11 protein-coding genes are annotated in these 12,399 nt (G+C 70.3%); 3 read left to right on the top strand and 8 right to left on the bottom strand.

Translation table 11 applies throughout. The annotated features are described in order from the left end of the window. Positions 1-28 precede the first annotated feature (28 nt). The 6 genes from D105_RS0108530 to D105_RS0108555 form a co-directional block, all read right to left on the bottom strand. Positions 29-4,585, bottom strand: a complete 4,557-nt coding sequence (locus D105_RS0108530) for a DEAD/DEAH box helicase (RefSeq protein ID WP_018878142.1) — start codon at positions 4,583-4,585, stop codon at positions 29-31. Positions 4,586-4,603: 18 nt separating this feature from the next. Beyond that, positions 4,604-4,906, bottom strand: coding sequence for a hypothetical protein (locus D105_RS0108535; RefSeq protein ID WP_018878143.1), 303 nt, complete (start codon positions 4,904-4,906; stop codon positions 4,604-4,606). 61 nt (positions 4,907-4,967) lie between these two features. Then, positions 4,968-6,173 (bottom strand): alkaline phosphatase family protein, encoded by a 1,206-nt coding sequence (locus D105_RS0108540; RefSeq protein ID WP_018878144.1) that lies wholly within the window; start codon positions 6,171-6,173, stop codon positions 4,968-4,970. 10 nt (positions 6,174-6,183) lie between these two features. Continuing rightward, complete coding sequence (locus D105_RS0108545) at positions 6,184-6,504, bottom strand: BolA family transcriptional regulator (protein WP_018878145.1); 321 nt, start codon at positions 6,502-6,504, stop codon at positions 6,184-6,186. Positions 6,505-6,617: 113 nt separating this feature from the next. Next, positions 6,618-6,917 carry a type II toxin-antitoxin system RelE/ParE family toxin gene (locus D105_RS0108550; RefSeq protein ID WP_018138965.1) on the bottom strand — a complete coding sequence of 100 codons (300 nt, stop codon included), beginning with the start codon at positions 6,915-6,917 and terminating at the stop codon, positions 6,618-6,620. Continuing rightward, positions 6,914-7,138 (bottom strand): addiction module protein, encoded by a 225-nt coding sequence (locus D105_RS0108555; protein ID WP_018138966.1) that lies wholly within the window; start codon positions 7,136-7,138, stop codon positions 6,914-6,916. The genes D105_RS0108550 and D105_RS0108555 overlap by 4 nt, the downstream gene beginning before the upstream one ends. 118 nt (positions 7,139-7,256) lie before the next feature. Between D105_RS0108555 and D105_RS0108560 the strand changes: the two genes are divergently transcribed. From D105_RS0108560 to D105_RS0108570, 3 genes are all read left to right on the top strand, one after another. Beyond that, positions 7,257-7,925 (top strand): haloacid dehalogenase type II, encoded by a 669-nt coding sequence (locus tag D105_RS0108560; RefSeq protein WP_018878146.1) that lies wholly within the window; start codon positions 7,257-7,259, stop codon positions 7,923-7,925. A 98-nt stretch (positions 7,926-8,023) separates the two neighbouring features. After that, the gene (locus tag D105_RS0108565) at positions 8,024-9,193 is read left to right on the top strand and encodes a GNAT family N-acetyltransferase/peptidase C39 family protein (RefSeq protein WP_018878147.1); all 1,170 of its coding nucleotides are present in this window, start codon (positions 8,024-8,026) and stop codon (positions 9,191-9,193) included. Then, positions 9,186-10,670 (top strand): RimK family protein, encoded by a 1,485-nt coding sequence (locus D105_RS0108570; protein ID WP_018878148.1) that lies wholly within the window; start codon positions 9,186-9,188, stop codon positions 10,668-10,670. The genes D105_RS0108565 and D105_RS0108570 overlap by 8 nt, the downstream gene beginning before the upstream one ends. 151 nt (positions 10,671-10,821) lie before the next feature. Here the strand turns inward: D105_RS0108570 and D105_RS0108575 are convergent, their stop codons facing one another. Both D105_RS0108575 and D105_RS0108580 read right to left on the bottom strand, forming a co-directional pair. Then, complete coding sequence (locus D105_RS0108575; RefSeq protein ID WP_018878149.1) at positions 10,822-11,367, bottom strand: glycine cleavage system protein R; 546 nt, start codon at positions 11,365-11,367, stop codon at positions 10,822-10,824. Between the two features lie 120 nt (positions 11,368-11,487). Continuing rightward, entirely contained in the window at positions 11,488-12,309 is an 822-nt protein-coding gene (locus D105_RS0108580) for a TatD family hydrolase (RefSeq protein WP_018878150.1), read from the bottom strand. Positions 12,310-12,399: the final 90 nt, after the last annotated feature.

Here is a 12,399-nt window from a genome sequence, read left to right on the forward strand (position 1 = left end):
TTCCTGGCCCTTCACCTTGCAAGGTCGGTTAGCGGCGGCCGGCGGGTGGCTCCAGGCGCAGGCCGCGGACCTCGCCCAGGGCGCCGCCGGCGCGCAGGGCAGCGGCGAACGGGGATTGGCGCGCCGGTTCGCCGTTGATGCTCTCGATGGTCACGCCGCGGCGCTTTGGCAGCCAGCGGCTCCCGGCGAGCTGGCGGATCGCCTCGGTGACGAGTGCCGCGTGGGCCTCGTCGGTGTCGATGCCGGGGATGGTCTCCCAGACGAACAGCTGGCGGCCGGAGGCGGCCAGGTACAGCAGCGGCTGGCCCCCTGCCAGTGCGACCAGCGCCCCGGCGACGCGGCGCAGGCGGCCCTCGGCGCCTTCCGGCGGCTCCGGCCAGGGCAGGAGCTGGCCCCAGGGGCTGGCGGGGTCGACGCTCGCCAGCCACTGCGGTTCGGGGGTGTCGTCGGCCGCGCGTTCCAGGGCGCGCAGGCGGTCCACTGCGCCGGCGCGGGCGAACTGCGCGCCGGTCAGGCCCTCGACGAAGTGGCCGCGGCGCAGCTTGCCGGCGTCCTCCATCGCGCGGTAGACGGGATACACGCGCCCGAAGCCGCCCGGCAGGCCCTCTCCGCGGGCCATCTCGCGGCTGACCACGCCGTACCGGGCCAGCAGGTTTTCGGCCTGTTCGCGGGCGCGTTCGGTCAGCGACACGCCGGGGTCGATCAGCTCGGCGACCCGTGACCAGCGGCCACCGGCCAGACCCTGTCCCGGTCGTCGTCGGCCACGCGCGGACGTCTTGCGCTGGCCCAGGCTGCGCAGTGGCGCGAAGGTGTCGTTGGTGATCTGCCCGGCCCAGACCAGGTCCCAGATCGCGGCCTCGATCGCGTCCTGGCGGGCGTCCGGCTGTGCGCTGCGGGCCGCGCGTTCCAGCTCCAGGTAGAAGCAGGCGCCGCGCCGGTCCAGGGTCTCCAGGATCGCCTGCGCCAGCGGGTCGTCGTTGGCGAGGGTATTCGTGGCATCGGCCTCCGGTTCCAGCAGCACCATCGCCTGTTCGCGGCGCAGGAAGGCGACGCGCCCGTCGCGCTGGCCCAGCGCACCACTGCCCACCCAGACGAATTCCCCGGAGGCGGTGATGCGGTCCAGCGCATCCAGCGAGAAGTCGCGCACCCGCATCGGCAGTACGTGGGCGGTCCAGGCGGACCAGGGCAGGGCGATGCCCTCCAGTTGTGTCAGCGTGTCGCGCAGGGCACCGGCCCCGCGGCCGGGCTCGGTCAGGCCCTGCCAGGCGGGCAGGAAGCGGCCCAGCGCACGGGCGTCCACCGCGGCCGCCTCGTCGCGCAGCCGCGCCAGGGTGCGGCGCTTCAGCCGCCGCAGGATGTCCAGTTCGCACCAGTCCTCGCCCGTGCCCTGCGGGCGGATCTCGCCGCGCAGCAGCACGCCGGCACGTTCCAGGCTTTCGAGCGCCGGCAGCAGTGCGCCCGGCGCGAGGCCGTAGCGAGCGCCCAGGTCCTCGTTGCGGAAAGGTCCGTGGGTACGGGCGTAGCGGCGCAGCAGCTGTTCCAGCGGGCGCTGCGGCGGTTCCAGGAAGGCGGCGGGCAGGCCGGGCGGGGGCACCACGCCGAGGGCATCGCGGTACAGCGCGGCGTCCTCGGCCGCGATCCAGCGCGACTCGCCGGCGATGCGCACCTGCACCGTGCGCAGGGACCGGGCGAGCTGTTCCAGCCACGGCCCCGGCGCCTCGGCGCAGGCGGCCGCGACCTCGTCCGGGGTCAGGTCCCCGCGCCGGCGCAGCAGGTCGTGTAGCGCGTCGGCGTCTTGCACCCGGGTCGCCTCGGTGGCGTGCGCCAGCTCGGCCTCCAGCTCGGCCAGGGCCTCGGGGTCGATCAGCTCGCGCAGCTCGGCCTGGCCCAGCAGTTCGGCCAGCATGCCGCGGTCCAGCGTGAGCGCCTGGGCCTTGCGCTCGGCCATCGGCGCGTCCTGCTCGTAGATGTAGGCCGCGACGTAGGCGAACACCAGGCTGCGGGCGAACGGCGAGGCCTGCGGCGTCTCCACCTCATGTACGCGGATGCGGCGTTCCTGCACCCCGCGCAGGATCTGGCGCAGGGCGTCCAGGTCGAACACGTCGGCCAGCACCTGGCGGTAGGTCTCCAGCACCACCGGGAAGCTCGCGTACTCGCGCACTGAGGCCAGCAGCTGCTGCGACTTCAGCCGCTGCGCCCACAGCGGGGTGCGCTGGCCGGGGCGGTTGCGCACCAGTAGCAGGGCGCGCGCCGCGTTTTCGCGAAAGGTGCTGGCGAACAGGGTGGAGTGGCCCAGCTCGCGGGTGACCGCCTCCTCCAGCTCTTCCGGGTCGGGGAACAGGCTGTCCAGTTCGGGCAGGTCCTCGCTGTCGGCCAGGCGCAGCACGATGCCGTCGTCGGTGTACATCACCTGCACCTCGAAGCCGGAGTGGCTGGTCAGCGCGCCCTGCAGGGCCAGCGCCCAGGGGGCGTGCACGCGCGCGCCGAACGGGGTCAGGATGCAGACGCGCCAGTCGCCGACCTCGTCGCGGAAGCGCTCGACCACGATGCGCTGGTCGGATGGCAACTGGCCGGTGGCCTCGCGCTGTTCGTCGATGTAGTCGCTGAGGGTCTCCACCGCCGCCTCCGACAGTGGCGCGTGTTCCCTGAGCCAGGCCGTGCGCTCGGCCCGGCCCATGCGTGCCAGGCGCTCGGTGGCGGCGCCGATGGCCTGGCCGAGCTGGATCGGGCGGCCGGGGCCGTCGCCATGCCAGAACGGCAGCTTGCCGACCTCGCCGGGGGCGGGGGAGACCAGCACCCGGTCACGGGTGATCGCCTCCACATGCCAGGTGCTCGCACCCAGGGTCACGTTCTCGCCGGTCTTCAGCTCGAACACCATCTCCTCGTCCAGCTCGCCGATGCGCGGCCCGCCCTCGCCAACATGCACGCCGTACAGCCCACGGTCGGGGATGGTCCCGGCGTTCAGGCGCGCGGCCAGTGCCGCCCCCCGGCGCGGGGTCAGTTCGTCGCGGGCGCGGTCCCAGGCGAGCCAGGGGCGCAGGTCGGCGAAGTCGGTGCTGGGGTAATGGCCGGAGAGCATGTCCAGCGTGGCCTCGAGCAGCGCCCGCGACAGCTCGCGCCAGGGCGCGGCGCGGCGGACCAGAGCGTGCAGCTCGTCCACCGTGCGCGGGCGTTCGCAGACCATCGCGACGAGCTGCTGGGCCAGCACGTCCAGCGGGTTGTGCGGGGCATGGATCGGTTCCAGCGCGCCGGCCTGCATGCGCTCGCCGATCACCGCGCATTCGAGCAGGTCGCCGCGAAAGCGTGGCAGCAGCAGCGAGCGCGAGACCTGGCCCACCCCGTGCCCGGCACGCCCGGCGCGCTGCAGGCCACGCGCGACCGCACCGGGGGATTCGACCATGATCACCAGATCCACCGCGCCCATGTCGATGCCCAGCTCCAGCGAGCTGGTCGCGACGATGCCGCGCAGGCGCCCGGTCTTCAGCCGGCCCTCGATCTCGGCGCGGCGCTCGTGGGAGACGCTGCCGTGGTGGGCGGCGACCAGGTCCTCCACCGGTTCGGCATCCTCCGGCTGCTGCTCCCGCCAGGCCTCGTTGATGCGCTGGACCAGTCGCTCGCACAGCCCGCGGCTGTTCACAAACACGATGGTGGAGCGGTGCTCGAGGATCGCGGCCAGCAGGCGCGGCTCCAGGCGTGCGGCGCGGTCGCCGCCAGCGGTGGGGAGCTGCCCGGTGCCCTGGCTGTACACCGCGCCGAGGATGGAGCCGGACGGGATCGGGCCGGATGGTGAAGGGCACTTTGCCTCCGGTCCTTCGATGGTCGGTTCTGCGTGCTCGGCGGGTGGCTCCTCGGGGGCGAGGATCTCCAGGTCCAGGCGCGGTGGCTCGGCGGCGTCGATCACCTCCACCTCGCGGTCGCCGCCGAGGAAGCCGCGCGCCACCTCCACCGGGTGCACGGTGGCGGAAAGCCCGATGCGCTGCGGGTCCTCGCCGCAGCGTTCGGCCAGGCGTTCCAGCGACAGGGCGAGATGCGCGCCGCGCTTGTTGCCGGCCAGCGCATGCACCTCGTCGATGATCACCGTGTGGATGGACTCGAGGTTTTCGGCGGCCTTCGAGCCCAGTAGCAGGTACAGCGACTCCGGCGTGGTCACCAGGATGTCGCCGGGTTCGCGCGCCTGGGCGCGGCGCTCGGCCTGCGGGGTGTCGCCGGTGCGGATGTGTACCACCGGCTCGCCTGCGGTCTCGCCTGCGGTCGGGCCCGCGGTCTCGCCCAGACGCGCGGCGGTCTGAGCGATGCCGGTCAGCGGGGCGCGCAGGTTGCGTTCGATGTCGGTGGCCAGCGCCTTCAGCGGCGAGATGTACAGCACCGAGTAGCCGCGCCGGGCATCCGGTGCGGACTCGCCGGTCAGGCGGTCAATGGCGCTGAGGAAGGCGGCGAGGGTCTTGCCGCTGCCGGTGGGGGCGATCAGCAGGCAGTGATGGCCGGCCCGGATCGCGGGCCAGCCGCGCGACTGGATCGCGGTCGCCTGCCCGAAGGCCTCGCCGAACCAGGTATCGGTCGCGGGGCGAAAGGGCGTGACCGGCATCGGCTCGCGTATGACGCGTCAGGCGTGGCCGACGGTGGTGTCGGTGGTGGCGTGGAAGTAGTCGCTGTCGCGCGCCAGCTCGTCGATCAGCTCGTGCAGCATGGCCAGGCGGCTCTCGGCGTCCGAGAACGGGGCGCAGTCCTCGCACAACGGATCGCCGCAGGGCTGGCGGCTGTACAGCCAGAAGTGCACGGCACCGGCCAGCAGGCCGTCGGCGACGTCGCCGGTCTCGGCGGCCTGGCCGTCGTCGGCGAGCCGGTTGGCCAGCTCGATCAGGTTCTGGGCAGCGTTGTTGTAGGTCTGGTCGGCGGTGTCGTTCATGGATTCTCGAAATCGGTTTTCGGCTAGCCGCGATCCTTCGATCGCGAACGAACCCGGCAGTTTACCGCGACTGGCCGATATTCCGAAGAAACAGGGGAATATGCCGCTCCTCGGGGGACAGTCCGCCGTGGGCGCCAATGAAGAATGGCCCCTCGTCGTCGTCCGGCGGGTCTACCAGGTAGGCGTCCTCCGCCGGCAGCAGCAGGTAGTCGCCGGCGCGCGCCCGCAGCTCGGGGTGCTCCCGGTTATGCCCAGGCGGAAGGCCCAGTGTGCCGTGCCCCAGCCAGTCGGCGGCGGGGATTGCGGCCACGTCCTCACCGAAGGCCGCGTGCAGCGCGCGGCGAAACTCCGTATTGAGGCCCTCCCGCACGTGGGCAATGGCAGCACGCGGCTCGCCGGTCAGGCGGTGACGCAGGCAGGCCTGCACCGCCGGGTGCTCGCGCAGGTCCAGGCGGCGCTCCATGGTGCGCATGCCGTGGTCGGCGGTGGTCAGGAAGATGCTTTCCTGGCGCTGGATCTGCGCGCAGGTCGCGGTGTAGGCCAGGTCCAGCTGCTTCAGGTGGCGCTCCACCTCCGGGCTCTCCGGGCCGTAGGCGTGGCCCAGGTGGTCGAGCTCCGACCAGTAGACGTAGGTGAAATGCGGCCCCGGTGTCGCGTTCACATGCGCGGCCACCCGTGCCGGCAGCTCGGACAGGTCCTCGAAGCCGATGAACGCGGCGGAGCCGTTCATCATGCGGTTGTAGGGTGTGCCGCCGATCCAGTCCGGGCCGATCATGGTGGTGTGGCAGCCGAGCCGGTCGACCAGGCGGTCTGGCCGTACGCGGCCGGTCAGCTCGCGGTAGCCGAGCGTGGCCGGGCGGTCCTCGGCGTCGCGCTCCTGGCCCATCAGCACCGTCAGCGTGCGCTCGGCAGACGGCAGCCGGGTGTGCCAGCCGAGCAGGCCGTGCTGCGCGGGTGCGCGCCCGGTCAGGATGCTGGTGATCGCGGTCGCCGTGGTGCTGGGGAACACGGTCTCGAGGTCGGTTACGTAGTCCGCGCCCAGCAGCGGCGTGTGGCGGCGATAGCGGGTGGCAAAACCGTCGATCAGCCACAGCACGATATGGCGGTCCGGCCCCAGGTGTTCGGATACACCCGCCAGCGGCGGGTGGCTGGCCACCGGGTTCAGGCTGGCCTCGATCTGGCCGAGCAGGTCCATCAGCCCCGGCGCTTCCAGCCGGGCGCGCAGGATGTCATCCACGACCGAGTCGGCCGCGGCGTTAGCCGTCATCGACAAGCGATCAGGCCTTGCCGCCGTCGCCACCCATGCAGGGCGGGGAGTCGGCGACCTTGCCGGCACGCTCGAACCACTGGTCCGGGTCCAGCGTGTGCAGCGCCAGGGCATGGATGCCCCCGGCCAGCTCGTCGGCCAGGGCCTGATTCACCAGCCGGTGCCGCGCGATCAGCTTCTGATCACGAAAGGCGTCGGACACCACCGTCACCTTGAAATGCGACTCCGAACCCGGCGGCACGTTGTGCATGTGGCTCTCGTTCACCACCTCCAGATGCTCGGGCGCAAAGCGCTCCTCCAGCTTCCGGGTAATGGTCTCCTGCATGTTCATCGACGACTCCAGTGCTTCGATTGACGGGACATCGCACTCAGTGTGCCGTGTCGTACCCGCATGTCCAGATCCTTGGCCAGCCGCATGGCTGCCGCTGTCTGGGGGGGCAGTCATCAGCCTTCCCGTGTGCGTTCCTTCCAGTAATCCGGGTGGCGATGCAGGTGCATGACCGCGAGAATCAGGATGCCCCCGTCCTCTTCTGCGTAGAGAACCCCGTACGGAAACCGCTTCACGAATGAGCGCCGCACTTCGCCCTCCAGAACGGTCCAGGCACGCGGGTAGGCGATGGCGCGTTGCACCGCTGCAAACACTTCAACTGCAAAATCGTTCCCGAGGCCGGGCTCGATTTCTTCGTAGTACTGAACGGCCTCGGTGAGTTCTTGCTCCGCTTCCGGGTGAAAGCGAAAACTCATCGTTCAAACCGGCTCCATATCCTCTCGAAGACCTGTTCGCCCGGAATCGCTTCGACTGTGCCCGAGCGGATCTCTTCCAGGCGCTTCCGCGAGACCTCCGCCCATTTGCGGTCCACGCCCGCATCGGGCGGGTTCAGGCTGCGCAGGAGGGAATCGACCACCAGAGCGCGCTCTTCCACGGGCAGGGACTCGGCTTCGTCAATAAGGTCTTTGATCTTCATGTCACCATCTTCCTGGTATCGCTGGGGGGCGATGACCGGCGCAAGCGGAATTCTCATACTGGCATCTTGCGGCCGGTAGTGCGAGATGGCGGTTTGGTGGTTACATCCGGGAGGGGCTATGCGGCAGACGCTGGCGTTTGATGTGTACGGGACGCTGATCGATACCCAGGGGGTTACGGCGACGCTCGAAGGGTGGATGGGCGAGCGGGCGCCGGTGCTGGCGCGGGCCTGGCGCGAGAAGCAGCTGGAGTACACCTTCCGGCGCGGGCTGATGGGGGCGTACGCGGATTTCGATACCTGCACCGAGCAGGCGCTGCGGTACTGCTGCGAGGCACTGGGTATCGCGCTTGAAGCGGAGCAGGAGGCGGAGCTGTTGCGGTGCTATCGAGAGCTCCCGGCCTTCGCCGATGCGGGGTCGGCCCTGGACGAGTTGCGGGCGGAGGGACACCGTCTGTTCGCGTTCTCCAACGGGACCACTGAGACGGTCAGCGGGCTGCTGCGGAACGCCGGCCTGGAGGATCGCTTCGAGGATCTCGTCAGCGTGGACGAGATCGGTTGCTTCAAGCCGGACCCGCGCGTGTACCGGCATTTCCTGCAGCGGGCCAATGCCTCGCCCACGGATGCGTGGTTGATCTCGGGCAACCCCTTTGACGTGATCGGCGCGCAGGCTGCGAGCATACGCACGGTCTGGCTCGACCGTGCGCGGCAGGGTCTTTTCGACCCCTGGGGCGGGGAGCCCACGGCCACCATCGGCGGCCTGGACGAACTGTCCGGGGCACTGCGTTAGCCGGGGTCTTGCCGTCGGCAAATATTCCTGCTGGAGCGGGCTATTGGCGCCCGGTGGTTGCGCTACGATGGAGATCGGGCCGCCGCCGGGAGAGGAGCGTGAGCCAGCAGGTCAAGCAACGGGTTGCGCCCGCCGCAGAATCGGCCTTGATCCGTCCGGCCACGCTGGAGGATCTGGAGGCGCTAGTCGCGCTGGAAGATGCGGCGTTCGAGATCGATCGCATCTCGCGGCGGCAGTTTCGCTACCTGCTCACGCGTGGGCATGCGGTCACGCTGGTGGCGGAGGATGCCGGCGGGGAGGGCTTGCTCGGCTACGTGATGCTGCTGTTCAGCCGCGGTACTTCGCTGGCACGGCTGTACTCGATTGCGGTCAGCGCGCGGGCGCGCGGCCAGGGGCTGGGCCGGCGTCTGGTGGAGGCGGCGGAAGACGCGGCGCGCCAGCACGGGCGGACCGATCTGCGCCTGGAGGTGCGGCGCGACAATGCGACCAGCCTGGCCCTGTTCCGCGGGCTCGGCTATCGCGACTTCGGCACCATCGACGATTACTACGAGGACCACATGGATGCGCTGCGGCTGCAGAAGTCGCTGGCGACCGGCCCCGATCCGGCGCTGGTGCGCGCGCCCTACTACGCGCAGACGCTGGAGTTCACCTGCGGCCCGGCCGCGCTGATGATGGCGATGCGCGCGGTGGACCCGGCGCTGAAGCTGGACCGGCGCCTGGAGCTGCGCCTGTGGCGGGATGCCACCACGATTTTTATGACCTCGGGCCACGGCGGTTGCGGGCCGTACGGGCTCGCGCTGGCGGCCGCCTATCGCGGGTTCGAGGTGGAACTGCTGGTGCGCGATCGCGGCGTGGCGTTCGCGGATTCCGTGCGCAGCGCGGAGAAGAAGGAGGTGATGCAGCTGGTGCAGGAGGACATGGTCGAGGAGCTGGAACAGCTGGGGGTGCCGGTGGTGCACGGTCCGGTGAACGTATCCCAGCTGGAGGCGCGCTTTGCCGAGGGCGGGGTGCCGGTGGTGCTGATCAGCAGCGTGCGGCTGTATGCCGAGCGCTTCCCGCACTGGGTCACGGTGACGGGCTTCGACGAGCGCTTTGTCTACGTGCATGACCCGTTCGTGGACGTGGAGCAAGGGGAGCGCGCGGTGGACTCGGTGAACATGCCGATCGCGCGTGCGGACTTCGAGCGCATGGCGCGCTACGGCCGCGCGGGGCTGCAGGCGGCGGTGATCGTCGGCCCGCGCCGTACGGCGGAGGGCGCGCATGCCTGAGCACCGCATCCTGGTCGAGCGCCGGGCGGACTGGAAGCCGCACTTCCCCGACCTGCCGGTCATGGCCATCGACGACTACCTGCGCGGCCCGGCCGCCGACGACCCGGCCATCCTGCGTGTGATCAACCTGTGCCGCAGCCAGCGTTACCTGTCCGCCGGGTACTACGGCTCGCTGCTGGCGGAGGCGCGCGGGAACCGGGTGATCCCCAGCGTACGCACCCTGCAGGACCTGTCGCGCAAGTCCATCTACAGCCTGGATACCGAGGAGCTGGACGAGCGCGTGGCACGCGTTCTGGGCCGCAGCCGCCAGGGCGCGCAGCCCGAGCGCCTGGAGCTGACCGTGCTGTTCGGCCAGTGCGACGAGCCGGCGCTGCAGGAGATCGCCGGCCAGCTGTTCGCCCTGTTCCCCGCGCCGATGTTCCGGGTGGAGTTCCGGCTTCAGGGCCGCTGGCAGATCCACGCCCTGCGCCCATTCGCGCTGAACACGCTGGAACCCGAGCAGGAGCCGGCCTTCTTCGCCGCGCTGGAGCGTTACCTCTCCAAGCCCTGGCGGCGGCGCCGCGGGGCACGCAGCGCGCGCTACGAGCTGGCCATTCTGCACAACCCGGACGAGGCCATGGCCCCGTCCACGCCGGCCACGCTCAAGCGCTTCGCCCGCGCCGGGCAGGAGCAGGGGATGGATGTCGAGCTGATCCAGGCGCGCGATCTGCCACGGCTGGCGGAGTTCGACGCCCTGTTCATCCGCGAGACCACCGCCATCGACCACTACACCTATCGCTTCGCGCGCAAGGCCGAGGCCGAGGGCATGGTGGTGATCGATGACGCCGACTCCATCCTGCGCTGCACCAACAAGGTCTATCTGGCCGAGCGCCTGGCCGCCCATCGCGTGCCGACGCCAAAGACCGTAATCCTCAACCGCGAGACCATCCTGCGCGCGGAGGAGCAGATCGGCTATCCCGTGGTGCTCAAGATCCCGGACGGCAGCTTCTCGCGCGGCGTATTCAAGGCGAACGACCGCGCCGAGCTGGAATCCATCGCCCGGCGGCTGCTGAAGGAGAGCGATCTGATCCTCGCCCAGGAGTTCGTCTACACCGAGTTCGACTGGCGCATCGGCGTGCTCAACCGCCAGCCGCTGTACGCCTCGCAGTACCTGATGTCGCGCAAGCACTGGCAGATCGTCAACCACGACGCCAAGGGCGGCCCGCGCGAGGGCGGCTTCCGCACACTGGCACTGGCGGACGTGCCCGCCGCCGTGGTCAAGACGGCCGTCAAGGCCGCCAACCTGATCGGCAATGGCCTCTACGGCGTCGATCTCAAGCAGACCCCGCGCGGCGTGATGGTCATCGAGGTCAACGACAACCCCAACCTCGACGCCGGCATCGAGGACAAGGTCCTCGGCGAGACCCTCTACACCACCCTGATGCAGGACTTCGTCCGCCGCCTCGACGCCGCCCGCCGCCACCGCGCAGCACCCTGATTGGAACGGGGTCTGCCCGTCGCCACGTCGCAGGATGCGATGAGCGAAGCGAATCGCATCGGGGGATGCACCGAGCGGGGAGTGGTGCGTTTCGCTGCGCTCAACGGCACCCTACGGTTGCAGGATGTTGCCTACCTGTGTCGGGCGGCGGTCAGGCTACGGCCTCGGGTGGTTCCTGCAGCGGGTCGTGGAGTTCGAGGTCGACCATCAACTCGTTGGCCAGGGCCTCCAGGTCGTCCTGCAGCGTGTGCAGGTCCAGGCCTTCCGGCACGCCCAGGCGGGCCTTTGCGCGGAACATCGGCTCGCCGGTCATCGAGCCCGGCTCGCAGGCCGTCTCCAGCGTCTCGACACTCACGCCGTGGCGCGAGAGCACGGCGGTAATGTCCTGCACGATTCCCGGCCGGTCGTGTCCGATCAGGTCCAGCACCACGGGATGCCGCGCCGCTGGCGGCAGCTCGCTGCCCCGCTGGACATGTAATTGCAGCCCGTCACCCTCCAGTTCGCGCAGCGCCGCCTCCAGCGCGTCCGCATTCTCGGTATCCACCTCCAGCAGTACCACCCCGGCAAACTGCCCGGCCAGTTGCGACATCCGGCTTTCCAGCCAGTTGCCGCCCGACGTTCGCGCCCGTGCTGCCACCGCGCTCACCAGCCCCGGCCGGTCCGGCCCGATCACCGTCAGAATCACCGAAGTCTTCATACGCACTTCCTCACACGAATCGCTATCGGACCAACCATCCTGCGCGCCCTTGCAGGCCATGACAATGCGCTGAATGTTGCTCACGGCGCCACCGCTCGACGATCGGCAGCATCGCTGCTCTCAGGCGTCGGCGGTTTCGGGGAGGTTGTAGAAGGCGCGGGCGGTGGCGGTGGTGTGGGTGGCGAGGTCTTCCGGGGTCTCGTCGCGCAGCTGGGCCACGTATTCGCCGATGTGGGGCAGGAAGGCGGGCTCGTTGCGCCGGCCGTTGCCGATCTTCTTGCCGCTGCCCTTGGGCAGGGTGCGCGGCAGGAGGTAGGGGGCGTCGGTCTCGATCATCAGGCGGCCACGCGGGATGCGCGGGACCAGCGGGTGCAGGTGGGTGCCGCGGCGTTCGTCGCAGACCCAGCCGGTGATGCCGATGTGGCAGTCGAGGTCGAGGTATTCGGCCAGGGCGTCGGCCTCGCCGGTAAAGCAGTGCACCACGGCGGCCGGCAGCTTGTCGCGCCAGCGGCGCAGGATCTGAGCGAAGTCGTCGTGGGCGTCGCGCTCGTGCAGGAACACCGGCAGGCCGAGATCGGCGGCCAGCTCCAGCTGGGCCTCGAAGGCGATGCGCTGCTGCGGGCGCGGCGAGTGGTCGCGGTTGTAGTCCAGCCCCATCTCGCCCATGGCGACGACGTTGGCGTCCGCGCGGGCGAGGTCACTGAACCGCGCGGCGATCGCGTCGGTCCACTGTCTGGCCAGGTGCGGGTGTACGCCCAGGGTGGCGCGGCAGCAGTCCGGGTACTGGTCGGCGATCTCCAGGCACTTCTCGCTCTGGTGGGCGTCGGCGCCGGTGATCAGCATCCAGGAGACGCCGGCCTCGCGGGCGCGCTCGAGGACCTCGGAGCGTTCCTTGTTGAAGGATTCGTGGGTGAGGTTGAAGCAGATATCGATCCATTCCATGCGCGGTATGCTAACGGATTGGACACGCAGCGCCAGATCCCCGGCGCCGTCATTGCGAGGCGCCGAAGGCGGTGAAGTAATCTCCTGCGG

Source organism: Thioalkalivibrio sp. ALE28 (assembly GCF_000377425.1).
In the GTDB taxonomy this organism is placed as follows: domain Bacteria; phylum Pseudomonadota; class Gammaproteobacteria; order Ectothiorhodospirales; family Ectothiorhodospiraceae; genus Thioalkalivibrio.